This window comes from Paractinoplanes atraurantiacus (genome assembly GCF_900215205.1).
Lineage (GTDB): Bacteria > Actinomycetota > Actinomycetes > Mycobacteriales > Micromonosporaceae > Actinoplanes > Actinoplanes atraurantiacus.
Genome location: NZ_OBDY01000024.1, coordinates 110,421 through 134,413, shown reverse-complemented (window position 1 = coordinate 134,413; position 23,993 = coordinate 110,421). Strand labels below are relative to the sequence as shown.

Here is a 23,993-nt window from a genome sequence, read left to right as displayed (position 1 = left end):
CGGTGTCACTCGATGGTCACTCGTCCGGTACTGGGCGGTTCTAGCTTCGGTCCATGAGCACGATCATCGAGAGGGAGCGCGAGCGCCGGCGGCGGCGGCGGCGGAAGGTGCTCCGCTGGGCGGGCCGGACGCCGGCCGGTGGTGAACGAATGGACGAGATCGAGCGCGCATTCGAACACGGTTGGACGGAGAGGGCCGCGTCGCTGCTCGATCGTGCGACCGAAAGGTCGGCTTCGGGCTCGGGCGCCACCTCGGGCTCGGGCGCCACCTCGGGCTCGGGCGCGGCCTCGGGCTCGGGCGCGGCCTCGGAAGAGGTACGGGTGCGGGCTCTTCGTGCGCGTTTCGCGGCGCGGCCGCACGATGCGGTCGCCGAGCTGACGCGAGCGGCGGCCGGGCTGGCCGCCGAGGGCGAGGCGGACGCGGCGCTCGACACGCTGGTGACGGCGGCCGGGCTGTCCCTGATCACGTGGGACGGCGCGGCCGCCGAGCCGTTGCGGTTCGTGCTGGCGGCGCTCGCTGGGGTGGACGGCGATCCGCGCGCGGCCGCGGTGCGATCAGTCGTCGGACGGCTGTCAGCCGACAGCGGCGAGGCTATGGCTGTGCGCGCGGCGAGCGGCGATGAGCAGGCGTTGGGTGGCAACTCGTGGGCTAGGGGCAGCGCGCGGGTATCGGGCGGTGAGTCGTGGGCTGCGGGCAGTGGGTCGGCATCGGGCGGTGACTCATGGGTGGCGGTCGGGAATGTGAGGGCGTCGGGCTCTGCGGTGGGGCCGGTTCTCGGGCTGGCGGCTCTGGGCTGTGGGGATGTGGTGCGGGCCGCTGATCTGCTGAGTGCGGAGGCCGCGACCCTGCGGCGCGCCGGGCGGCTCGGGCTGCTCGTGCACGTTCTGGGGCTGCGGGCCGAGGCGGCCGTCGCGGGCGGTGACTGGGCGGCCGCGGCGGCCGCCGCCACCGAGTGCCGGGTGCTGGCCGAGCGCACCGGGCAGCCGGCCTGGCATGTTTGCGCCACCGCGACGATCGCCCTGGTCGAAGCGGTGCGTGGCGACGGCGAAAGCTCGGGCCGGCACGCCGCCGAGGCCGAGGTCATGGGCGGGCCGCTGGCCGCGACCGCCGTGCGGTTCGCGCGCGGTGTGGCGCTGTTGAGCTCGGAGCGCTACGCCGAGGCGTACACCATGTTGGCGCCCTTGATGACCGGGCCGCGACCGGCCGACGCCGCCGGGCATCTCGCCGAGGCCGCCCTTCGCTGCGGCGAGCGGGAGGCGGCACATCAATGCCGGGATCTGTACGTTCGGGCGCTACTGGACGGCGATGAATGCTCGTTTGTGCAAGCCCGGCAAGCGGCGGCGTCGCCGTGGCTGGCGGCGCGGATCGACCTCGAGTACGGGTCGTGGCTGCGCCGCCAGCGCCGGGTGAACGAGTCGCGGCTGCCGATCGAGCGGGCGCGGCACACGTTCGAAGTTCTCGGCGCGACGACCTGGGCCCGGCGGGCCGGGCGGGAGCTGCGCGCGTCGGGCGGCGGGCCCGGCGCCGGGAACCTGTCGCCGCAGGAGCTGGAGATCGCCCGGTTCGTGGCCGACGGGCTGTCCAACCGTGAGATCGGTCAGCGGATGTTCCTGTCGCCGCGTACGGTCGGCTCGCACCTCTACCGCATCTTCCCCAAGCTCGAGGTGACCTCCCGGGCCCAGCTGGCCGGCCGGATCGGCGGGCTGGCCGTCACGGACGAGGCCGCCGCGCGGTCGTAGGGTCATGGCTGTCATCACGAAGGCTCACGCCGTCAACGTCCTGCGCCGCGTCTACGGCCCCGACCACGCCCAGTCCCTTGTGGACCGCATCCCGGAGCGGCTCGACCTCGACGACCCGGCCGACTCCAAGCTGCTCTTCGAGCTCGGCCTGACCCCCGACCGGCTCACCGAGGCGATGGGTGGCGAGTACTGACTCTCCACCCACGGGTGGAGACCGGAGTTCCATCCGTACGCCGATTCGCCGCCGCGCCGGAGCCGGGATCGTCTAAGGCATGACGAACTACCTGATCAGCCTCGGCATCCTCGCTCTCATGCTCACCACCGCGCTCGGCACCCACGAGTTCACCGGCAAGCGCCTCATCCGCCCGGTCGTCATCGTCCTGGCCGTCGCCGCCTTCTACCTGCACTCGTTCCCGACCGAGGGCAACGACGTGCCGCTGGTGCTGGCCGGCCTGGGCGCCGGTGTGCTGCTGGGCATCGTGTCGGGGCTGTTCGTGCGGGTGCACCGGGAGGCGTCGACCGGCCGGATCCTGACCACGGCCGGTGTCGGCTTCGCGGCGATCTGGATCGCGGTGACCGCCGGCCGGATGCTGTTCATCTACGGCGCCGACCACTGGTTCACGCAGGGCCTCGTCGACTTCTCCCGCACTCACCTCATCACCGGCGCCGACGCCTGGACCGCCGCCTTCGTCGTCCTGTCGCTGGCGATGGTGTTCTCCCGCCTGGTCGTCATGATGATCTCCGCCGCCCGTCTCCGGCAGCCCGAGCTGTCCGGGACAATGGCGCGGTGAACGCACGACGCACCTTCCGGGTGCTGGTCTACGCCAGCGCGGTGGTGATCGCGGTGAACGCGGTCCTGGCCGGTCTCCCCGCATCGGGAGCGGCCCGGGCCGCGTTCCCCTTCGTGGTCGCCGCCGGCATCGCACTGTGGTTGGCCGGGACGTACTCCAAGCTCACAAATCCTTGGATCCTCGCCTTCTGTTTCACCGGGGCCGGGCTGTGCGGCGCGCTGATGGACCTTCTGCTCCCGTCCGGGCCCGGCTACATCCTCAGCTTCATGGCGGTCGCCGGCATCGGCCTGCGGCTCTCGCGCACGCCCGCCTTCGTCTTCGGCGGCCTCGTCGTGGTCGGCACCGCGCTGGCCGAGGCGTTCAACTCGTCGCAGGGCGTCAGCGCCTTTCTCAACTTGGCCATCGGCGGCTTTTTCCTGTTCCTGGCGTCGGCCTTCGCCCAGGCCAACCGGATGGCCCGCGAGGAGGCCGAGGAGCGCCTGGCCCAGGAGTCGGCGACCCGCGCCGCCCGCGAGGAGGCGGCCCGCCTGGCCGAGCGCGGCCGCATCGCCCGGGAGCTGCACGACGTGCTGGCCCACACGCTGGCCGGCCTGGCCGTCCAGTTGGAGGGCGCGCGGCTGCTGGCCACGAAGACGAACGCGGATCCGCGCCTGGTCGACCAGCTCGCCGGCGCGCACGGCATGGCCCGCGACGGCCTCGGCTCGGCCCGCCAGGTGGTCGAGATGCTGCGCGGCGACCGGCTGCCCGGCCCGTCGCTCATCCCCGGCCTGGTCGCCCAGCATCCCGGCGCCACCCTGACGGTCACCGGGACGCCGCGGCCTCTCCCGCCCGAGGACGGATTGGCGCTCTACCGTACGGTCCAGGAGGCGCTCACCAACGCGGCGAAGCACGCCGGGCCGTCCGCTCTCGTCACCGTGGCCGTGAACTGGCGGCCGGACGCCGTCGAGGTCGGCGTGACCGACGACGGCGGTCCCGGCGCGGCCCTGCCCAGCGGTGGCTTCGGCCTGACCGGGCTGGCCGAGCGGGCCGCGCTGGCCGGGGGACACCTGTCCGCCGGGCCGACCGACACGGGATGGCGCGTCAGCCTGACGATGCCGCTGGGGGAGAAGTGACAGTCACCGTACTGATCGCCGACGACCAGAAGGTCGTGCGCGACGGTCTGGCCATGATGCTCGGCCTGCTCGACGGCATTACCGTGGTCGGCACGGCCCTCGACGGCGCCGACGCGCTGCGCCAGGCCGGGCTGCTCGACCCCGACGTGGTGCTGATGGATCTCAACATGCCGGGCGTCGACGGTGTCGAGGCCACCACCCGCCTGGCGGCGACCGGCTCCCGCTCGCGGGTGGTCGTCCTGACGACGTACGCCGACGACACCACCGTCTTCCGCGCCCTGCAGGCCGGCGCGCGCGGCTACCTGACGAAGGACGCCGGCGCCGAGGAGATCCAGCAGGCCATCCTGACCGTCGCCGCCGGCGAGGCCCAGCTCGACCCCAGCGTCCAGCGCCGATTGCTGGAGGCTCTGGCCGACGGGCAGCCGTACGGGGTGGCGCCCGCCCCCGAGGACAGCGGCCTGACGCCCCGCGAGGAGGACGTGCTGCGCGAGATCGCCCAGGGTAGGAGCAACAGCGAGATCGCGGCCCGCCTGCACGTCTCCGACGCCACCGTGAAGACCCACGTCAACCACCTGCTGGCCAAGACGGCCTGCCGCGACCGGGCCGCCCTGGTGGCGTACGCCTTCCGCACGGGCCGCGCCCGCTAGGCCTCCAGCTCGCTCCAGAGCGCGGCCGGCACCGGGTGGCGCCACCACTCGATGTTCTGCGCGAGCTGTTGCCGGTCGGCGGGACCGAGCAGCACGGCACCGACCGCCGGGTCCCGGGCCGGGAACTGGAGCGCGGCGGCCGCGAGCGGCACCCCGTACGCCCGGCACGTTTCCCTGAGCGATCGCGCTCGTTCGAGCACCGCCGGTGCCGCCGGCGCATAGTCGTAGCGGGCGCCCGGCTCCGGCGACACCAGCACACCCGTGTTGAACACTCCGCCGGCCATCGCCCGCACGCCCCGGGCGCGGCACTCCGGCAGGAGCGCCTCCCCGGCACCGCGGTCGAGCAGCGTCCACCGCCCGGCGACGAGCACCACGTCGATGTCGGTCTCCCGGACGAACCGGATCAGCCCGGCCGTCTGGTTCATCCCGGCCCCGATGGCCCGCACCACCCCGGCCGTCCGCAGCTGGTGCAGCCGGGGATAGGCCTGCTCCAGCGCCGCGGCCATGTGATCCTCCGGGTCGTGGATGAGCACCGTGTCGAGCGAGTCCACCCCCAGCCGGTCCATGCTCGCCGCGAGGGACCGCTCGACCGCGGCGGCGCTGAAGTCCTGCTCCCGGCGTGCCCGCTCGATCACGTACCCCACCTTGGTCGAGATGGTCAGCGATCCCGGCGGGAGCGCGGCCACGGCCCGGCCGAGCCGCCGTTCCGCCGCGCCCCGCCCGTACCAGGGCGACGTGTCGACCCTCGTGATCCCGGCCCGGTGGGCGGCGAGCACCGTCGCCACCGCCTCGTCCTCGTCGGGGATGTCACCGAGCGCCGCCACCCCGAGCGCGAGCTCAGCGCCCATCGGCGGCCAGCCATGCCTCGTACTCGGCCCGGCTGTTCGAGGTGAGCGGGTAGTAGTCGGCCAGCACCGCCCCCTCGTCGATGCGCATGCGGCTGAACACCTCCCAGTCCTCGTGGTCGGCGGCCCGCTTCACCACCTCGGGCGCGCGGCGCCGCGGCACCACCACCGCGCCGTCGTCGTCGGCCACCACCAGATCGCCGGGCAGGCAGAGCACCCCGCCGACGGCCACCGGCACGTCGTACGCCCAGGGGAACAGCTCCGACTGCGACGCGTAGTGCGGTGTCGTTCCCGTGCACCAGATCGGCACGCCGAGCGCACGGACCCGGGGCGCGTCACGGATGCGGCCGTCCACCACGATGCCGGCGCCGCCGCGCTTCTTGAAGTAGCGGACCAGCATGTCGCCCAAGCAGCCGGTGTACTGGCTGCCGTAGGCCTGGATGACCAGCACGTCACCGGGCTGGATGGTCTCCAGCACCGCCCACAGCGCGGTGGTGCGCTCCACGTACTCCTGGTCGACGCCGCTGGCGACGTCCTCGCGCTGCGGCATGAATTGCAGGGTCACGCCCGGCCCTACTACCCGCTGCCCGGCGTGCAACGGCTGTGGGCCCTCCACGAAGCTGCGGCTGATGCCCATCTGGTGCAGCTGGGCGCAGGCGGTCGCCGAGCTGACCGGCGCCATCGCCTCGACCAGGTCCTGGCCGGCCCGCGTGAAGGCGGGGCCGCGCACGGGCAGCGGCCACACGCTGCTGAGCTCGGGGTTCGTCATGTCGTGCTCCTGTCGTGGTGGGCGGGGGCGCCGAAGCGGTCGAGGGTGAGCCGCAGGCGCGTCTCGCTCTGCGGGGCGAGGTGAAGCACGGCCTGGTTCTCGTGGACGACGGCCGGCCCGGACACCGCGACGATGGGGTGCTCGCCGTAACCGCCGCCGGAGACGGTCAGCGTGCGGGGAACGTCGCCGAGGTTGACCACCTCGACGCTCACCCCGTCGTCCGTGATGGCGGAGACGAGGGCGGCCACGCCGGGCGGCAGGCCGGGCCGGCCGCCGGACGACCAGCGCAGCAGGGCGAGCGGCAGCCCGCCGTTGTAGAGCTGCTGCGGGGCCCCGGCGATCAGCTGGGTGAGCACCTCGGTCACCACCGGGTTGAGGTTCTGCCACCAGTGGATGTCGTCGTCCTCCGGCGGGCCGGGATGCCGCTGGATCGCGGCCAGCCGCTCCCGGACCTGCTCGATCGCCATGGCCAGCGCCCGTTCGGGATAGCCGGGGTTGTCGCCGGCCAGATAGCAGTACCAGGGTGGCTCGTGCCCGGCTTCCTCCTTCTCCCGGAAGCCGCGCACGGTCCGCCAGTCGTAACCCGACGCGGCGGACAGCTCGTCGAGCCGGTCCCAGTCGCCCGGGCTCCGCCCGGCCCACCACAGCCACATGGGGTAGGCCGGGGGCAGCGGCTGGAAGTCGAACCAGCCGCCGTCGTCGCGCCGGTACGGCATCAGCAGCAGATCCCGGTCGACGTCGGTGCCGAGCCGGTCGTGCCAATGGTCGTAGAAGGCGCAGTCGCCCGGGTCGAGCGGCCCGCGCCGGGCCTGGAGGGACACCATCGCCAGGGCGTCGCGGGGCAGGGCCAGCCGCTCCGTGGACCCGGTGACCAGGGTGTGGTTGAGCGCGGCGATCAGCGCCGGCGCGACCACGCTGTAGAGCCCGTGCGGCCAGCTCCAGCCGTAATGCCCTCCGTACCACCGGCCGCCGTGCAGCTCCCCGACGGAGCCGGAGGGCCCGACGTTGTCGGGGATGAGGCCGAAGTTGGCGCGGGCCCGTGCCGCCCACGCCCCGGTGTAATCGGCGATGAAGTCCGCGTACTTCTCGTCGTGGTCGTAGAGCCAGGCGTTGGCCGCGAGCGACGTCGCGGCCAGGTTGAGCGGTACGTCGCCGGCGCCGAGGCGCTGGTTCATCGCGTCGGCCATCCGCTGCGCGTTGCCCGGGACGGCGAGATCCTCCCAGGCCCGGATGCCCTGCAGATCCCGTACGGGCAGACCGTATTTCCGCATGCCCTCGTTCGAGGCGGCGTACGGCCGGTCCTCGCCGAGCCCGGGCCGCGGCCCGAGCGCGCCGACGTGCGGCGCCCGCATCATGTGCCGGTCGCCGTCGTAGTTGCCGGTGGCGGAGCCCGGCAGGAACAGCCCGGCGAAGCGCAGCGCCCGCTCCCGGAACCGGTCCGGTGCGGCCGCGCAAAGGTTGTAGAAGAACAGCAGCGACTCACCCTGGTGGAACCAGTCGTAACCGTTCTCGTACTCGTCAGTGACCATCCCGCGGGCGGCGAGCTGCGCGGTGACCCCTTCCCAGTGCCGTTCGCAGGCGTCGAGCAGGTCGTCGCCGCCGCCGAGCGTGTAGAGGGCCGGCCAGTTGAAGAAGGGTTCGTAGAAGTCGTCCACGCCGTCGCGGCCCACGGTCCGCCCGTCGTACCGCAGCGAGCCGTCGGCCGCGCAGTACAGCTCCTCGAATCGCCGCCACGCGGTGTCCAGCAACGCGAACAGCTCGCGCTGGAGCGCCGCCCACCGTGGAGGATTGAAGTCGCTCATCCTTTGGTCGCTCCCGCGGTCAGGCCGGACACGATGTTGCGTTGCAGGAAGACGAAGAAGACGAGCACGGGCGCCACCGCCATCAGCAGATTCGGGTAGACCACGGTGAAGTCGGTGGAGTAACGGCCGATCGCCGCGTACACGCTCGTCGTCACCGTGTACAGCGACGAGCCCGGCCCGAGGATGATCTGCGGGTTCACGAAGTCGGTCCAGACGCCGATCGTGTGCAGCACCACCGCTGTCGCGACGGCCGGGCGCATCAGCGGCAGGATCACCCGCCAGAACGTGACGATCGGCCCGGCGCCGTCCATCCGCGCGGCCTCGTCGAGCTCGCGCGGCAGGGTCTTGATGTACGCCACGTAGAGGAACATCGAGACCGGCAGCGTCAGGGTCGTCTCGTACAGCAGGAACCCGCCGACGGTGCCCATCAGCCCCAGGTACTTCAGCACGTAGATGACCGGAATGACCAGCACCTGGCTCGGGATGAACAGGCCGAGCAGGAACAACCCCAGCAGGGCGCGGTGCCGCAGCCGGGTTCCACGGGCGATGACGTACGCGGCCGGAGCGCTCACGGCCAGCGAGAGCACGTTCACGGCGAGCGCGAACAGAGCGGTCACGACGTACGCCCGGACCAGAGAGAAGTCGGGATTGGACAGTGCGGCGTTCAGATGCTCGAGCGTGAGCCGCCCGAACGGGATCCCGAACGGGCTGCGCAGGATGTCGTCCTGCCCCTTGAACGCGTTGACCACGAGCAGATAGCCCGGAATGAGCATGACCAGCGCGGCCAGCGTCAGCAGGACGGTCTTGAAGAGTCTCACGAGCTCACCGCGTCCTCGGCGCGCCTGCGCAGCGCGGTCAGTCCCAGCGCGAGCGCGGCGATGACGACCATCAGGGTGATGGCCTGCGCCGCCCCGTACCCCAGATGGTTGGAGCGGAAGGACTCGCTGAGAATGAGAAAGGCGAAGGTGTTGGTGCGGCCCGCCGGGCCGCCGCCGGTCAGCGCGAGCACGATCTCGTAGACGCGCAGCAGCCCGACGAGCACCAGCACCAGGTTGACGGTGACCGAGGGCGCCAGCAGGGGCCAGGTCACCGATCTGAAGGTCTGCCACCGCCCGGCGCCGTCGATGTGGGCCGCCTCGTGCAGGCTGGCCGGAACGGTCTGCAGGCCGGCCAGATAGAGCACGACGTTCACGCCGAACTGCGACCACACCACGACCGCGACGATGCTGCCGACGGCCCACGCCGGGTCGGACAGGAACGGCAGCGGGCTGTGCCCCGCGTTGCCCAGCAGGTGGGCGATGGCCCCGTTCGCGCCCAGGATCGCCGACCACAGGAATCCGATGATGATCGGCCCGATGACGTACGGATAGAAGACCACCGCCCGCAGGACCGCGGTGAGGCGGCTGGTCCGGTTGAGCAGGAGCGCGAGGCCGAGCCCGGCCGCGTTGCAGGCGATCGTGCCGACGACGGTGACGATCAGCGTGACCACCGCGGCGTGCCCGACGTCGGCGTCGTGGAGCAGCCGGCTGTAGTTGGCCCAGCCGACGCCCTGCGGGTTCGGCGTGAGCCCGTCCCAGTCGGTGAAGCTGAGGTACCCGGCGAGCGCGATGGGCACGAGCATGAAGAGCGTGATCATCACGGTCGCCGGGGCCAGCAGGATCGCATGCGATCGGTGGTTACTTGGCATTCGAGGTGTACCAGGAGTCGATGGACTTCAGCACGGTGCCCGGCTTCTGGTCGAGGTAGAGGCCCTGCACCAGCTTGTTGAACTCGTCGTTGTATCCGGTGGGCGCGGAGTTGTCGCCCTGGCCGTTCGAGGCGACCACAGTGGATGGCGCACCGGAGACGATGGCCGCCACCTCTTTGTTCAGCGCCGACGCCTCGTAGTCGAAGCCCTTGCGGAAGTTGCCCTCGGCCTTGAGCTCCTTGGTGACCGCGTCCTTGTCGGTGACGAGGAACTTCAGCAGGTCGAGCGCGGCGGCCTGGTTCTTCGACGACTTGGTGACCGACCACGGGATCGACGGGTTGCCGGCGACCGGTGCCGGGGAGCCGTCGAGCGTGGGCACCGCGAAGACGCCGACGTCGAACGACTTCTTGGCCTCGTCGGCGGTCGGCACGAACCAGCCGCCCATCACGAAGGTGGCCGACTTGCCGGCCAGGAACTGGTCGATGGCGTCCTGGTACTTCAGCCCCATCGCGTCCTTCGGGGTGAGGCCCTGCTTGACCCAGCCCTGGTAGGTCTCGAGCACCTGCCGCCACGGGCTGCCGGCGAAGCTCGTCTTGTTCTCGTTGCGCTGAGCGAACCAGTCGGGCGCGGTGTTCAGCACGTTCACGTTGCCCAGCATCTGCACCTGGGCGCCGGTGACCCATTCGCCGGAGGTCTGCGTGGGCACGTACCCGGCGCCCTTGAGCTTGACCAGCGCCGCGGTGAGATCGGCGAGCGACTTCGGGACGGTGGTGATGCCGGCCTTGGCGAAGGCGGCCTTGTTGTAGAAGACGAGCGACTGCACCTGGTTGCCGCTGCCGGCCTGCCACATGGCCCCGCCGACCCGGGACTGCTCGGCGTACGGCGCGTCCTTGACCCACTGCTGTTCAGGCAGGGCGGTGAGCTGGGGGACGGTGTCGCGGCCGAGGCTGCCCGACACCAGGTCGGGCGGCGAGCCGGCGGCCAGCTGCTGCTGCAGGGTGGCGCTGACGTCGGCCGCGGTCGGCGCCTCGATCGACACCGTGACGCCGGGGTGGGCGTCGGTGTAGGGCTTGACCAGGTCCTCGTAGAACTGCTTGGTCAGCACGGGGGTGACGTTGACCAGCAGGCGAAGTTTCGCGTCGGAGGCGGAGCCGGCATCGCCGGTGTCCTGGAATCCTCCGGACGATGAGCAGGCGGTGAGGAGGAGCGCGGCGGCCGTGACCACCAGCGCCTTTGCTTTCTTCATGGCAACCCTCCGGGGTTCTAATCGCTAATCGATTAGCGGTGCAAGCGATCATGATGGGGCTGCGTGACCATGTCAATAGCTTGTTACAAGCGAGTGACCGCGGTGTTTTTCAGGCCTCGACGCCGGTGGCGTGGTTGAGGAAGGCGGCGGCGGCTCGCGCGCGGTTGCCGTCGGCCAGCACCTCGACCAGGCGCTGGTGGGACTCGGCCATCTCGGTCCAGTCGCCGGGGAAGCCGGGGTCGCCCACTATGCGCAGGCCGAGCAGGCTCGGCTCCATCACGGCCCAGAGCCGGGGGAGATAGCTGTTGCCGCTGAGCTCGACCACCGAGCGGTGAAAGCCCATGTCGAAGCCGCGGAAGGCGGCCAGATCGCCGCTGACGGCCGCCTCCCGCATGCCGTCGACCAGTTCCTCGAGGTGGGACCGGGCGGCCGCGTCGAAGTTCAGCACCGCCTGACGGGCCGCCGCCTCCTCGAGCAGCCCGCGCACCTCCCGGGCCTCGCCGGCCTCACCCTCCGAGATCTCCCGCACGTAACTGCCACGGCGCGGCAGCGAGATCACCAGGCCCTCGTGCACGAGCCGCTTGACCGCCTCGCGCACCGGCGCCTGACTGACGCCGAGCTGGCGGGCGAGCTCGGACTCCACGATGCGGGCCCCCGGCGGCAGCGTGCCCTCCAGGATCGACTTGCGCACGAGGTCGTACGCCTGGTCGGAGAGCAGCGTGCGGGACAGGGTGCTGGTGTTCTCGAAGGGTGATGGCATGGCGCTCCTTTGACTATCGCTTAACGATAGCGGGATCGGTGAACGCGAAATAGTCCACGTTCGCGACGCCCGGCGAGCCTCCCAGCGCGACCAGATAGACAGTGTGCACGCCCGAGGTCGGCGTGATGGGCACGGACTGGTCGATGTAGTCGTCGAAGCCGTCACTGGGCCGCACGGTCACGCGCCCGATCGCCGGCCCGTCCTGGGCGTCCAGCCGGATCTCGAAGGCGCGCCCCGCGTACTGACGGTCGGCCCCGATGCTGCCGGTGAACAGCGTGCGTCCCGTCCCGAAGTCCACGCGGTCGTAGCGGGCCCAGTCGCCGCCGTCGAAGCCGCCCATCACCTGACCGGTACCGGCGGCGTGCCGCGCGACCCCGCTGTCGGCCGCGTACCGCTCGGCCTGCACCAGCGTCGTGCTCACAGCGGCGCCGCCGCGCCATCTGCCCGCACCCGGCCGGTAGGCCCCCGCGCCACGGGCCGGTGACTCGGCCCGCAGCGTGTAGTCCTGGACGCGCGGCTCGGTGAACAGCGGATCGACCGAGTACGGGATGTTGCCGCGCAGGACCACGCCCGGTTTCTCGTCGACGTCGCCGATGTTGTCGGCGATCTCGGTGTCCGGATACTCGGGCCCGTTCAGGCTGACCGCCTTGCGGTCGCTGCCGGACGTGTTGTTGAAGATGCGGTTGCCGGGCGCGGGCTTGTCGCCGTTGAGCAGCACCACGCCGTAACTCGTGCCGTTCCAGGCCACGTTGTCGTGGACGGTGGCGTTGAACGCGTTGTTGTCCAGGTAGATGCCGGGCGCCGGCGCCTGCGCGGCCAGGGGAGCCGGATCGTGCAGCAGGTTGTGGTGAAACTCCGTACCCGCCAGATCGATGTTGCAGCAGACGTAGACGGCGCCGCCGTCGTTGACCAGGTTGTTGTAGCCACTGACGTCGTTGTACGCGATCTCGTTGTCGCGGGCCGAGGCGCCGGCGACCTTGTCGTCGATGTTGATGCCGCTGCGGCCGCTGGTCCGCACCGTGTTGCCGATGACCCGGTGGCGGTCGCCGATGACGTTGACGCCGGCCGCGTAGCTGCCCATGTAGTCGGCGTTCGTGATCGTGGTGTTGGCGACCGTGTTGCCGCTGCCGGTGAGCACGACACCGTTGCCGGCGCTCCAGTCGACGACGCTGTCGCGCACCACGTTGCCCGTGCCGCCGATCTGCAGTCCCGACGTCGTCTCGCCCGCCGTGAGCAGACCGCACGCGTCCGGGTTGCGCACCATGTTCGGATCCACCGTCAAGTCGTCATAAGCGGACACGAACCGAGCAGTCATGCGCTCAATGACGTTGTTTTTCGAGGCCGCGGTGGTACGCAGGGTGGAGGCGCGCAGTCCGACACCGGTGACCGTGACCTTCTGCCGGCCGGCGAGGTCGAGGCCCAGCTCCCGCCGCTTGAGCTCGACGGTGTGCCCGGACGGGTCGTCACCGTCGCGCGTCCACAGGTAGAGCCGGTGCGCGCCCTCGTCGTAGAACCATTGACCGGCGTGCCCGAGCAGGCGCAGCTTGCCGCTGAGCGCGTAGCTGGTCTTCTGGTTGGGGTTGAGGCTGATGCAGCTGGGCAGGCCGGCCGCGGTGACCTGGCCCGGCTGCGAGGCGGTGACCGTGCCGGTCTCGCTGACGAACCAGTTGCGGGCCAGCAGGCGGGCGCCGGTCCAATAGCCGGCGGGCTGGTCCAGGGCGGGGTCGTCGATGCTGGTGTACGTGCCCGAGCGCGCCGACGCCATAAGCAGGCGCATGGGGTTGTCGCCCTGATAGGGCCACTGCGCCGCCGGGGCCATGGCGCCGTCGACGAAGACCTGGGTGCCCGGGCCGGCCGGCACGTCGGCCCGGTAGACGCGACCGTCGCGCACGCCCTGGGCGAAGGGTGAGCCGGCCAGGAACCGGTCGTCGCGCCCCAGGGCCTCGAGGTCGTCGGCGCCGACCCGCTGCCAGCCGGTGACCGGGTCGGAGCCGTCGACGACGACCTGCGCGTTCGCGGCCGCGGCGAACGTGACGCCGTCCCGCGGGGGAGTGACCGTCTCGCGGTACGTGCCGGCGGCGATGAGACAGGTGTCGCCCGGTTTCGCGGCACCGGCGCACTTCTGGATGGTGCGGAACGGGGCGGCGGCGGTGCCTTTCGCCCCGTCGTCGCCGGTCGTGGCCACGTGGTGGGTGGTGGTGCGCGGCGTGGCCTGGGCGGCGCTGCCGGCGATGGCGGTCGCCGTCGCTATCAGGAGAGGAATGACGAAGATCGTTGCTCGGTAGCGCATCACGAATCCAATCGTCTATCGATTATGGATCGGGACTGTAGATCGCGTCGTGCCGCCGGTCAATGGATCTTCGGAGGCGTGCTCGTGCGTGAGGAGCGTCATCACCGCCGGATTTTGTCCGGTGAAGCCGGATTTGCGCAGCGGTCTCGGAGCTTTCTTCCTGTTTCCTTCCTGGTTCACGCGGCCCTGGGAATGCTGCACTGCTCGCGTGGAGACGACTGCAAACCTCATCGGCCGCGCCGGCGAACTGGCCACGGTCACCTCGGTCGTCGACGCCGCCGCCCACGGCCCGGCCGCGCTGCTCCTGCTGGGCGAGGCCGGCATCGGCAAGACCGCCCTGCTGCGGGCCGCCGCCGCTCACGCCCATCGCCGCGGCCATCTGGTGGTGCACGACGTTCTCGGCACCGATCCGGCGGCCGTCACCTTCGACCGGCTGAGCCGGGATCGGCCCGTCCTCATCGTGGCCGACGACGCCGACGGCGACTCGGCCCGGTTGCTCGCCGCCGCCCTGGGCGCGGCGGCGGCCGCACGGGTGGCGCTCCTGCTCGCCACCCGCGACGACGGCGACTTCGCGCCCGGCATCGCCCGGCTGGGCGTCGGGCCGCTCGCCGTGGACGCCGCGTCGCGCCTGCTCGAATCCCGGGCCGTGCCCTCTCCGCCCGGCAAGCGGCGGGAGATCCTCCGGCGGGCCGCCGGCAACCCGTTGGCGCTGCTTCTGCTCGGCGACCCCCGGGCGCGGGTGCCCCGCGAGTTCACCGACCGGGTGCGGGCGCTGCCGAAGGTCACCCAATGGCTTCTGCTGCACGCCGCGGCCGCCGGTGACGCCGAGGCCGTCGCCACCATCACCCTCGCCGCCGGCGGTTCGCCCGACCTGCGCGGCTGGGCGCCGGCCGAGGAGGCCGGGCTGGTCGTCGTGCGGGACGGTTTCGTCCGCTTCCGGCACCCCTTGGTCAAGGCCGCCTGCGCCGCCGGCCGCGGCCCCCGTGACGTCGCCCGGGCCCATCGCAACCTCGCTCTGGCCACCCCCGACCCCTACCGGCAGGCCGAACACCTCGCCTGTTCCGGCACCGGACCCGACGAGCGCGTCGCCGCCGCGCTCGAGGCGGCCGCCGGTCCCGACGGCCGGGCCACCGCGGCCCTGGCGGCGGCCGCCGGCTCGGACCCGCGGATCGCGGCCGGGCTCGGAACCCCCGCCGGCTCGGCCTATCTCGCCACCGCGCACGCCCTGGAGCTGGCCGCCGAGCGCAGTCCGGACGCCGCCGGCGCCGCCCGCCGTTACGCCCGGGCCGTCTTCGCCGCGCACCGCGGCGGCGATCCGCAATGGACGGTGGAGCTGTACGAGAAGGCTCTCGCGCGCACCACCGACCCGGACACGGTCTGCCTCGCCGCCGCCGGCGCGGGTTTCGCCCTGCTGCACCGCGCGCAGCCCGGGCGCGCCTTCGACATCGCCTCGCAGGCCGTGCGGCGCCGTCCCCGCGACGGCCAGGCGGCCCTGGCGGCCGCCGTGGTCGCCGCCGCGGCCGTCCTGCTCTCCGGCGATCCCGGCCATCGCCGCCAACTTCCTCAACTGCTTGCTTGCGTACGCGATGACGTCCACCCGGCCGCCGCCGGCGGGACGCTGATCCCCCGCGCCGAGAACGACCTCGCCCGCGCCACGGTCCTGGCCATCGCCGACCCGGACGCCCACGCCGGGACGCCGCTGCCCGAACCCTCCGGGATCGGCCCGGCCAACCTGACCCGGATGCTCTTCACCGGCGCCCTGGCCTTCATGCTGGACGACTCGGCCCGTTGCGCCGCCGAGCTGCGCGCCATGTGGGACGTCGGCCCCCGCTTCGGCGCCACCGGATCCGCTCTGACCGCCTTCCCCCACACCGTGCTGGCGATGATCGACAGCGGCCGCTGGTCCGACGCCGACCGCCTGCTCGACACGGCCGACCGCACCGCCGCCATCCGCGCCGTACCTCTGCTGCGCGAAGTCGTGCCGGTCTTCCGGGCGACCCTGCACGCCCTCCGCACCGGCACACCGCCCGATCCTCCGCCGTTGCCCGCGCCACCAGGCACCTCCCTGGCCGCCGGTCTCACCCTGCGCGCGGCCGGCCTGGCCGCCTTGCACGCCGGCGACTACGACACCGCCTATCTCCACTTCCGCCGCATGTTCGACGGCGAAGGCGTGCCCCGGCACTACTTCCTCGGCCCGCGCTCGCTTCCGCAGCTCGCCCTCGCCGCCGCACAGACCCGGCGCGGCGCCGACGCCCTGGACGTCCTGAAGCGGTGCGGCACAGTCTCCACCGATCGCATGGCCATGCTGGTCGCCCACGCCACCGCCCTGCTCGACACCACCGGCGCCGCCGAGGAGCGCTTCCTCGAAGCGGTCTCCGATCCTCGGCGGGCGCTGCGCTGGCCTTTGGAGTACGCCGAGGCCCAGCTCAACCTCGGCCTGTGGCTCCGCAACCGCCGCCGCCTGCACGATGCCCGCCCTCACCTGCTGGCCGCGCGCGACACTTTCCTGCGCCTGGGCGCCCACGCGCACGCCGACCAGGCTCACCGCAGCCTCCCGGTGGGCCTGCGGCCGGCCGGCGATCCCACCCCCGAGGCCGGCGCGCTGAGCCGGCTCACCGCCCAGAAGCAGCTGATCGCCCGCATGGTGGCCGAGGGCCTGACCAACCGCCAGATCGCCGAGCGGCTCTACCTGTCGCCGCGCACGGTCGGCTCCCACCTGTACCGCATCTACGCCGAACTCGGCGTGGGCAACCGCCACCAGCTCCGGGCCCTCGTGCCGCTGAGCGCCTGACATGCGTCCCGGAGGTCTGACCGTGCAGTCCGCAGAACGAGCCCGGATCGCCCGCCTGCTCGAGGCCGGGGCGGGCGCCCTGGTGGTCACCGGCCCGCGCGGCAGCGGGAAGTCCACGCTTCTCGCCGCCGCCGTGGAGTCGGCCCGGTCATCGGCTCGCCACCGCGTCGTGATGCTGCACGGTTCCGTGCCCGGGCCGATGCGGCAGCTCTTGGTGGCGATGCGCCACGACCTGGCCGGCCCCTCGCACCCCGCCTCCGTCGTCGAGGCCGTGGCCGCCGTCGGGAAAACCAAGCCGGTCCTGATCGTCGCCGACGACGCTCACCGCTTCGACCCGGAAGCGCTGGCCATACTGGCCCGCCTGGCCGTCCTCCCCTCGGTGACTGTCCTGGCCGCGGTCACCCCGCCCGTCGCCCGGCCGGAGAAGGTCGAGTGGGACGGGCTTCCGGTCCTGGCGATGGCTCCGCTCGGTGACGAGGAAGCGGCCGGGTTGCTCGCCGCCCGCGATCCCGCGCTGACCGCCCGCGCCCGGGCCGGCATCCTGCGACGGGCCCGCGGCAACCCGGCGGCGCTGGCCGAACTCGCGGGTCTGGCCCAGCCGACCTTGTCGACCGCCTTCGGCGCGCAGATCGCCGGACTTCCGCCCTCCACCCGCACCCTGCTGCTCTACGCGGCGGCGGCCGCCTTCCCGGCCGAGCCCGCCCTGCTGTGCGCGGCCGCCGAGGTGCCCGTCACCGCCTGGGAGCCCGCGGAGGAAGCCGGGCTCGTGACAGCCGCGGTCTTCACGCATCCCCTCGCGGCGGAGGCCGCCTATCGGGCGGCGCCCGTCCATCGGCGTCTCCGGGCGCATCGGCGGCTGGCGGAGCTGCTCCACGCGTACCCGGAACGCCGGGCCTTGCAGGTGGCCGCCGCCGAGCCGGGCCCGAGTGAAGCGATCGCGCGGGCGCTGGAAGAGGGTGCGGCCGTCTTCCGGGCGCGAGGCGAGCTCTACGAGGCCACCGAGGCGATCCAGCAGGCGGCCGAGCGGTCGGACCGGCCTGAGGACGCCGCACGGCGGCTCGTGCGGGCGATCGCCGACGCGCGGGATCTGCGGGACGCGGCGTGGGTGGCCGAGCTGCACGACCGGGTGTGGCAGGTGACCGACGATCCCGATGTGCTCGCGGAGGCGGCCCGGCCGGCGGCCACGGCCATGTTGTGGGCGGGACGCCAGCACGAGGCGTACGGCATCATCGCCGCCGCCCACCGCGCCGGCCCGCCCCGCCGCCGCAAGGCCGCCCTGCACCTGGCGATGATCGCCACCGGGGTCGCCGAGCTGACCGCCGACGAGGAGCACCGCCTCGGCCTCGTGTCTCTGCTGGAGTCGGCGGGCGAGGTGCCCGACGCCGCCGTCGTCGCCTACGTCCAGGAGGTCATCGACCCCGCCGCGCACCCGGGGCGGAAGGTCGTCGACCCCGTGCCCGGGGTGCCGCCGGTGGGGACGCCGCTGACACCGGACGACTGGAACCATCTGACCGCGCTCGGGACCGTCGCCTGGTTCGAGGATCGCAGTGGGCCGGCCGCGCGGCTGCTGCTCCGGGGCATGCGGGACGGTCCCGGGACGCCCGCGCCCGCCTTCGCCACGCTTCCGGCGCTGGTCGGCTCGCTCATCGACACCGGATCCTGGGGCGAGGCCGACGAGTACGCCCGGGCCGATCGGGCCGCCGGGCGGCTGACGATGGAGCTGAGCCTGGCCTCGCTGCGGGCCCAGCTGTGCGCGCTGCGCGGCGACGGGGACGGAGCACGGCGCCTGGCGCGGGAGACCTGGCAGCGGATGGACGTTCAGGGCCACCGGGCCGGGCACATGCGGCTGCTGCGGGCCGTCGGCCTGGCCGCCGCCGCGGACGGGGATCACGAGAACAGCTACCGCTACTTCCGGTCGATGTTCGACCCGGACGGCCGCCCGTCGCACCCGTACCACTCGCCCCGGTCGGTGGCCGAGCTCGTGGTCGCCGCCGTGCGCTGCGGGCGGCACGAGGACGCGCTGACCGTGGTGGAGGAAGTGCGCAGGTCGGCCGGGGCCGAACCGAGCGACCGCATGCGGATTCTGCTCCACTTCAGCGACGCGCTCCTGCGTGACGACGAGGCTCTCTTCCGCGCGGCGGTTGGCGATCCGGCGGCTTCGGAGTGGCCGTACGAGCACGCGGTGACGCATCTGCACTACGGCGTCTGGCTGCGGCGCCATCGCTCGCCACGGGAGGCGCGCGCTCTTCTCTCGTACGCCCAAGGGGTTTTCGAAGGTCTCGGCGCGACCGGCCTCGCCGAGCTGGCGTCCCGCGAGACGGCCGTCGGCGCGCAGACCACCGGCAAGGTCGAGCTGACCACGCAGGAACGGCAGGTGGCGGAGCTCGCGGCGCAAGGATTGAGCAACCGGGTCATCGCCGACCGGCTCTTCATCTCGGCCCGCACGGTCAGCACCCACCTGTCGCGGGTCTACCGGAAGGTCGGGGTGCGCAGCCGGCGCCAGCTGCACCTGCGGCTGGCGCCGGCACGGCCCTAGATCGAGGCCAGGGCCTCGCGGATGATCTCCGCGACCTGCTGGGGGTGCGAGAGCATCACCAGGTGGGACGAGTCGATCTCGGTGACCTTGGCGCCGGCGCGCTGGTAGCCGAAGCGCTCCACGTCCGGGTTGATGGTGTGGTCGGAGGTGGAGACGACGCCCCACGAGGGCGTGGTCTTCCAGGCGGCGACCGGCGCCGGCTCGCCGAACGCGAGGGCCGTCAGCGGGCGCTGCGAGACCGCGAGCACCCGGGCCAGTGAAGGGTCGATGTCGTGGGCGAACACAGCCGGGAACTTCTCGATGTCGACCGAGACGTCGGTGCCGTCCTCGGCGCCGGGGATCGGGAACTTGGTGTAGACGAGCGCCTGGGCCAGATCCGAGTCGGGGAAGCCGCCCTGGAGCTCGCCGAGGCTCTCGCCCTCGTCGAGCGCGTAGCCCGACAGGTAGACGAGCCCCTTCACGTTCTCCTCGGCGCCGGCCACGGTGATGACCGCGCCGCCGTACGAGTGGCCGACCAGCAGCACCGGGCCGTCGATGCCGCGCACGATGGAAGCGATGTAGGCGGAGTCACCGACGAGGCTGCGGTTGGGCACCGCGGGGGCGATCACTTTGATGCCGCTGCCGAGCAGCTCGGGAATGAGTTTGGCGAAGCTGGACGCGTCGGCGAAAGCGCCGTGAACCAGAACAACAGTTGTCATGCGGTCGATCGTCGCCCGGTGCGGCGCCTCCGCCGTCCGTCAAACGACCGCACCTGCGCCGTGCCACCCTTGATCACGTGGAATCGTTCGGTGCGCTGCTGCGCAGGCTGCGGCTCGCGGCCGGGATGACGCTCGAGCAGCTCGCGGCGGCGTCCGGGGTCAGCGACCGCGGCATCGGCGACATGGAACGCGGAGTCAGCCGGGGGCCGCGAGTACGGACCGTGGAGGCGCTCGCCGACGGGCTGGCCCTGGACGGCGAGGATCGCGCGGCCCTGCTCGCGGCGGCCCGGGCCGGCCGCACCGGCACCCGCCGGTCCGGTGGCCGCCAGTCGCCGCCCGATTTCGTCGGCCGGGCCGACGAGCTCGCCCGGATCGCCGCGTGGACGGCCGCCGGCGAGATCGTGGTCATCACCGGGGCGCCGGGCTTCGGCAAGACGTCGCTCGCGCTGGCCGCGCAGGGAGCAGATCAGCGGATCTTCGTTGATCTGCGCGGTCTCGACGACGCGCCGCTGGCCCCGGTCGACGTGCTCACCGCGCTCATCCGGGCCGCCGACCCGGCCGCGAAGGTCCTGCCGCGCGACGTCGACGAGGCCGCCTCGCACTGGCAGGCGCTCATCCGGGACCGGCGCGCGGTCGTCGTGCTGGACAACGCGATCGGCGAGGCCCAGGTGCGTCCCGCCCTTCCCGCCGAGGGACCGGCGGCCGTCCTGATCACCAGCCGCCGCACGCTCGGCGGCCTCGAGGGCGTCCGCCGCTTGCACCTCGGCCCCTTGCCGGACGGCGACGCCGTCGCGCTGCTCGCCGCCATCGCCGGTGACCGCGAGGGACTGCCCGCCATCGCCTCGCTCTGCGTCAACGTGCCCCTGGCCCTGCGGATCGCCGCCACCCGCCTGGCCAGCATGCCGGAGTGGACGACCGGCGACCTCGCGGCCCGGCTGTCCTCGCACCACCTCGACGCGCTCGACCAGGTCAAGGCCGCGTTCACGCTGTCGTACCAGCAGCTCTCGGACCCGGCGCGGCGCCTGTTCCGGCGGCTCGCCCTCGTGCCGGGCCCGTCGTTCGGGGTCGATCTGGCCGCCGTCCTCGCGGGGGAGCCGGCGGACGCGACCGAGGACCTGCTCGACGAACTGGTCGACCTGTGCCTGCTCCAGCAGGAGGCCTCGGGCCGGCTGGGCTTCCACGACCTGCTTCGGGCGTACGCGGCGAGCGCGCTCACCGACGAGGAGGGCGACGTCGCCGCGATCGTCGAGCGCCGCGATGCCTGGCTGCTCGACGCCACCATCGAGGCGGGGCGGGCCTACGAGCCCGGCCACGACTCGGCCGTCCCCCTGGCCGAGGCGGGGCCGTGGCTGCGGGCCGAGGCCGGGAACTGGCTACCGGTCTTCACCAATACGACCGACGATGGACGCGTCGTCGACGTGGCCGAGGCGCTGCACTGGTTCTCCGACACCTGGTCGTTCTGGCCGCACTGGGAGGACGTCTACTCCCGTTCGGTGCAAGCGGCCCGGCGGCTCGGCGACGAGCGCCTCCAGGCCGTCCATCTGGGCTATCTGGCTTGGGTGTACGTCATCTGCCTGGCCGAGCCGTCACGGGCGGTCGAGTACGCCCGCGAGGCCGTCCGGCTCGCCGGGCGCCTCGGCGACCCCAGCCTGATCGGCTGGTCCAACTACTACGTCGCCTGGGCCCTGAAACAGGCCGGAAGCCCTCAGGACGCGCTGCCGTACGCGCGGGCCGCGGCCGAGGCGATGCGGCGCGCCGGCGACCGTGAAGGCCTGCCGAACGCCGTCATCATGGTGGCCACCGTGCTCCAGGACGCCGGGCGCGACGAGGAGGCGGAGACCTTCCTGCACGGCGCCCTCGGCGACCTGACCGACCCGGCGATCGCGCCGCCGGCCCACATCGCCCTCTTCATGCAGATCAGCGTGCGCAACATCCTGGCCGACATCTCCGTCGCGGCCGGCCGCTGGGACGAGGCGCTCGACCAGATCGACGCGGCCGCCGCGGCCGCGGCCGAGATGGAGTACTCGCCCACCCGCGACATGGTGACCCTGTCCCGGCGGGCCCTCATCCTCGCCTCGCTCGGCCGCGACGAGGAAGCCCGCGCCGACCTGGACGCTCTGCGTGAGCTCCTGGAGGGCGCGGGCGACAGCATCTTCGGCGCCCCCGGCGCTATCCGCGACCGGGTCTCGGCGGCCGAACGCCTCCTCAGCGGCTCGCGCGCAGAATCAGATCGGTGACCGCGGCCGGGTGAGCCACCATCGCCGCGTGCGAGCTGTGGATCATCACGGTGCGGCCCTTGGCGGCGCGGGCCGCCATCGCCTTCTCGGCCACCGGCGGGATGGTCTGGTCGTTCAGCGCCACCATGTAGTAGGCCGGGATGCTCTTCCAGGCCGGAACGCCGGTGGTGCCCTCGAAGGCGGCCGTCGAGAGCGGGCGCTGCTGGGTGGCCATCAGCCGGGTCTCGCTCAGCGGGGCGTCGGCCGCGAACAGCTTCGGGAACCAGGCCGGGTCGACGGTGGTGTCGGCGTAGCCGCCCGAGTTCGGGTACGGCCGCTTCACCAGATGCGACACCAGCACCGAGTTGTCGCCGCCGGCCAGGGCGCCGGCCTGGGCGATCGTCTCGCCCTGGGCCGGGGCGTACGCCGAGATGTAGACCAGCGACTTCACGTTCTCGTTGCCGGTGGCCGCGTTGGTGATGACGGCACCGCCGTACGAGTGGCCGACCAGGACCACCGGGCCGCTGATCGTGGACAGGAAGCTCTTGAGATAGGCGCTGTCCTCGGCCACGCCGCGCAGCGGGTTGGCCGGCGAGATGACCTGGTAGCCCTTGGCCTGCAGGCGCTGGGTCACCCCGTTCCAGCCGGACGCGTCGGCCCACGCCCCGTGCACCAGCACCACGGTCGGCTTGACGGTGTGCGATTTCGACGTGACCGTCTCGGCCGACGCGCCCACCGGGGCGACGGCGAGGACGGACACGGCCACGGCGCCCGCGAGCGCCAGCGACTTCCACTTCAACACGGAAAGCTCCTTCACCGGTGCGGGACGGCCCCGCACCTCCTCCGTGACCGAGCCTGCGTTCGTCGCGCCCCCGAGCCGTCCGTCGAATGACTGCTGAGGTCGGGACCTTCGCCTCTGCGCGAAGGTCCGTACGGCCCGCAGAGTGGAGTCATGGAGAAGATCTCGCTGACGGAGCTGGCGGCCAAGGAGACGATCACCGCCCGGGACGCGACGAGCGGCCGCGGCGCGCACACCGTCTTCGGCAACCACACGACCACCCTGCGGCAGACGGTCATCGCGCTCGCCGCCGGCCAACTGCTGCACGAGCACAACAGTCCGGGCGACGCGACCCTTCAGATCCTCAGCGGGCGCGTGCGACTGGCCGCGGGAGACGACGCGGGCGACGCCGGGGCGGGCGAGCTCGTCATCATCCCGAACGCGCGGCACAGCCTCGAAGCGCTCGAGGACAGCGTCATCCTGCTGACGGTGGCGAAGCTGGGCGATGTCCCTTCTTCGCCAGCTGGATGAGCTCGTAGACGTGGCCTCGCAGTTCGGAGAAGCGGGCTGACGATCGGGTGCCGAGCTGGTCCCGCTCGTCGGGCAGGTCGATCCGCACGTCCTCCAGGACCACTGTCGGGCGGTTGGAGAGCACCAGGACCCGTTGCCCCAGATAGACCGACTCGTCGATGTCGTGCGTCACGAACAGCACGGTGACGCCGAGTTGGAGCCAGAGCCGGCGGACCAGATCCTCCAGGTCGGCGCGGGTCTGCGCGTCCACCGCGGCGAACGGCTCGTCCATGAGCAGGACGCTCGGCTCGTAGGCGACGGCGCGGGCGATGGCCACCCGCTGCTGCATGCCGCCGGAGAGCTGCCAGGGGTGGGCGTCGGCGCTGTCGCGCAGGCCCACCGCGTCCAGCGCCGCCTCCACCTTCGCGCGGCGGTCGGCCTTGCCCAGGCCCTTCTCGCGCAACGGCAGCTCGACATTCTTGCGGACCGTCAGCCAGGGGAACAGGCTGCGCCCGTACTCCTGGAAGACCACCGCCATGCCGGGCGGCGGTTCCTTGACCGAGGCGCCGTCCAGCTCGATCTCGCCGCCCGAGGAGTCGAGCAGGCCGGCGACACACCGCAGCAGCGTGGTCTTGCCGGCGCCGGACGGGCCGACGATGCAGACCAGCTCTCCCTTGTGGATCTGAAAGGTGAGGTCGCGGATCGCCTCGACCTCGCGGCCGTGCCCGGTGTACGTCTTGGCCAGGCCGTCGACGTTGAGGATGACGGTCATTTCT

20 protein-coding genes are annotated in these 23,993 nt (G+C 72.6%); 9 read left to right on the top strand and 11 right to left on the bottom strand.

The window, feature by feature from the left end; all coding sequences use genetic code 11:
* Nucleotides 1-53: 53 nt before the first annotated feature.
* The 5 genes from CRP55_RS37905 (at nucleotide 54) to CRP55_RS37885 (ending at nucleotide 4,289) form a co-directional block, all read left to right on the top strand.
* Nucleotides 54-1,739, top strand: coding sequence for a helix-turn-helix domain-containing protein (locus CRP55_RS37905; RefSeq protein WP_097326817.1), 1,686 nt, complete (start codon nucleotides 54-56; stop codon nucleotides 1,737-1,739).
* A 4-nt stretch (nucleotides 1,740-1,743) separates the two neighbouring features.
* Nucleotides 1,744-1,932 (top strand): hypothetical protein, encoded by a 189-nt coding sequence (locus tag CRP55_RS37900; RefSeq protein ID WP_097326816.1) that lies wholly within the window; start codon nucleotides 1,744-1,746, stop codon nucleotides 1,930-1,932.
* A 79-nt stretch (nucleotides 1,933-2,011) separates the two neighbouring features.
* The gene (locus tag CRP55_RS37895) at nucleotides 2,012-2,530 is read left to right on the top strand and encodes a hypothetical protein (RefSeq protein WP_097326815.1); all 519 of its coding nucleotides are present in this window, start codon (nucleotides 2,012-2,014) and stop codon (nucleotides 2,528-2,530) included.
* Nucleotides 2,527-3,642 carry a sensor histidine kinase gene (locus tag CRP55_RS37890; RefSeq protein WP_097326814.1) on the top strand — a complete coding sequence of 372 codons (1,116 nt, stop codon included), beginning with the start codon at nucleotides 2,527-2,529 and terminating at the stop codon, nucleotides 3,640-3,642. Before CRP55_RS37895 ends, CRP55_RS37890 begins: the two co-directional genes overlap by 4 nt.
* Entirely contained in the window at nucleotides 3,639-4,289 is a 651-nt protein-coding gene (locus CRP55_RS37885; protein ID WP_218854808.1) for a response regulator, read from the top strand. Before CRP55_RS37890 ends, CRP55_RS37885 begins: the two co-directional genes overlap by 4 nt.
* Here the strand turns inward: CRP55_RS37885 and CRP55_RS37880 are convergent.
* The 8 genes from CRP55_RS37880 to CRP55_RS37845 all read right to left on the bottom strand — a co-directional run bounded on the left by CRP55_RS37880 (nucleotide 4,286) and on the right by CRP55_RS37845 (nucleotide 13,688).
* Complete coding sequence (locus tag CRP55_RS37880) at nucleotides 4,286-5,137, bottom strand: aldo/keto reductase (RefSeq protein WP_097326812.1); 852 nt, start codon at nucleotides 5,135-5,137, stop codon at nucleotides 4,286-4,288. The two genes, CRP55_RS37885 and CRP55_RS37880, sit on opposite strands and share 4 nt — an antisense overlap.
* Complete coding sequence (locus CRP55_RS37875; RefSeq protein ID WP_097326811.1) at nucleotides 5,127-5,903, bottom strand: RraA family protein; 777 nt, start codon at nucleotides 5,901-5,903, stop codon at nucleotides 5,127-5,129. Before CRP55_RS37875 ends, CRP55_RS37880 begins: the two co-directional genes overlap by 11 nt.
* Nucleotides 5,900-7,705 carry a DUF8034 domain-containing protein gene (locus CRP55_RS37870; RefSeq protein ID WP_097326810.1) on the bottom strand — a complete coding sequence of 602 codons (1,806 nt, stop codon included), beginning with the start codon at nucleotides 7,703-7,705 and terminating at the stop codon, nucleotides 5,900-5,902. The genes CRP55_RS37875 and CRP55_RS37870 overlap by 4 nt, the downstream gene beginning before the upstream one ends.
* Nucleotides 7,702-8,523, bottom strand: coding sequence for a carbohydrate ABC transporter permease (locus tag CRP55_RS37865; RefSeq protein ID WP_218854807.1), 822 nt, complete (start codon nucleotides 8,521-8,523; stop codon nucleotides 7,702-7,704). Before CRP55_RS37865 ends, CRP55_RS37870 begins: the two co-directional genes overlap by 4 nt.
* On the bottom strand, nucleotides 8,520-9,392 hold the full coding sequence (locus CRP55_RS37860; RefSeq protein WP_097326809.1) for a carbohydrate ABC transporter permease: 873 nt from the start codon (nucleotides 9,390-9,392) through the stop codon (nucleotides 8,520-8,522). The genes CRP55_RS37865 and CRP55_RS37860 overlap by 4 nt, the downstream gene beginning before the upstream one ends.
* Nucleotides 9,382-10,638 (bottom strand): ABC transporter substrate-binding protein, encoded by a 1,257-nt coding sequence (locus CRP55_RS37855; RefSeq protein WP_097326808.1) that lies wholly within the window; start codon nucleotides 10,636-10,638, stop codon nucleotides 9,382-9,384. The genes CRP55_RS37860 and CRP55_RS37855 overlap by 11 nt, the downstream gene beginning before the upstream one ends.
* Before the next feature lie 109 nt (nucleotides 10,639-10,747).
* On the bottom strand, nucleotides 10,748-11,398 hold the full coding sequence (locus CRP55_RS37850) for a GntR family transcriptional regulator (protein WP_097326807.1): 651 nt from the start codon (nucleotides 11,396-11,398) through the stop codon (nucleotides 10,748-10,750).
* 13 nt (nucleotides 11,399-11,411) lie between these two features.
* Entirely contained in the window at nucleotides 11,412-13,688 is a 2,277-nt protein-coding gene (locus tag CRP55_RS37845) for a carbohydrate-binding protein (protein WP_097326806.1), read from the bottom strand.
* Between the two features lie 208 nt (nucleotides 13,689-13,896).
* On the opposite strand from CRP55_RS37845, the gene CRP55_RS37840 reads away from it, so the two are divergent.
* Together CRP55_RS37840 and CRP55_RS37835 are read left to right on the top strand one after the other, a co-directional pair.
* On the top strand, nucleotides 13,897-16,479 hold the full coding sequence (locus CRP55_RS37840; RefSeq protein ID WP_097326805.1) for a helix-turn-helix transcriptional regulator: 2,583 nt from the start codon (nucleotides 13,897-13,899) through the stop codon (nucleotides 16,477-16,479).
* 22 nt (nucleotides 16,480-16,501) lie between these two features.
* Nucleotides 16,502-19,015, top strand: a complete 2,514-nt coding sequence (locus CRP55_RS37835) for a LuxR C-terminal-related transcriptional regulator (RefSeq protein ID WP_179855500.1) — start codon at nucleotides 16,502-16,504, stop codon at nucleotides 19,013-19,015.
* On the opposite strand, the gene CRP55_RS37830 is transcribed toward CRP55_RS37835, so the two are convergent.
* Complete coding sequence (locus tag CRP55_RS37830; protein WP_097326803.1) at nucleotides 19,012-19,713, bottom strand: alpha/beta hydrolase; 702 nt, start codon at nucleotides 19,711-19,713, stop codon at nucleotides 19,012-19,014. The genes CRP55_RS37835 and CRP55_RS37830 overlap by 4 nt on opposite strands.
* Before the next feature lie 77 nt (nucleotides 19,714-19,790).
* On the opposite strand from CRP55_RS37830, the gene CRP55_RS37825 reads away from it, so the two are divergent.
* The gene (locus CRP55_RS37825) at nucleotides 19,791-21,950 is read left to right on the top strand and encodes a helix-turn-helix domain-containing protein (protein WP_097326802.1); all 2,160 of its coding nucleotides are present in this window, start codon (nucleotides 19,791-19,793) and stop codon (nucleotides 21,948-21,950) included.
* Here the strand turns inward: CRP55_RS37825 and CRP55_RS37820 are convergent.
* Nucleotides 21,919-22,731: an alpha/beta fold hydrolase gene (locus CRP55_RS37820; RefSeq protein ID WP_097326856.1), complete on the bottom strand. Its 813-nt coding sequence runs from the start codon at nucleotides 22,729-22,731 to the stop codon at nucleotides 21,919-21,921. The genes CRP55_RS37825 and CRP55_RS37820 overlap by 32 nt on opposite strands.
* 150 nt (nucleotides 22,732-22,881) lie before the next feature.
* On the opposite strand from CRP55_RS37820, the gene CRP55_RS37815 reads away from it, so the two are divergent.
* The gene (locus tag CRP55_RS37815; protein ID WP_097326801.1) at nucleotides 22,882-23,238 is read left to right on the top strand and encodes a cupin domain-containing protein; all 357 of its coding nucleotides are present in this window, start codon (nucleotides 22,882-22,884) and stop codon (nucleotides 23,236-23,238) included.
* Here the strand turns inward: CRP55_RS37815 and CRP55_RS37810 are convergent.
* Complete coding sequence (locus CRP55_RS37810) at nucleotides 23,183-23,989, bottom strand: ABC transporter ATP-binding protein (RefSeq protein ID WP_097326800.1); 807 nt, start codon at nucleotides 23,987-23,989, stop codon at nucleotides 23,183-23,185. The genes CRP55_RS37815 and CRP55_RS37810 overlap by 56 nt on opposite strands.
* Nucleotides 23,990-23,993 lie beyond the last annotated feature (4 nt).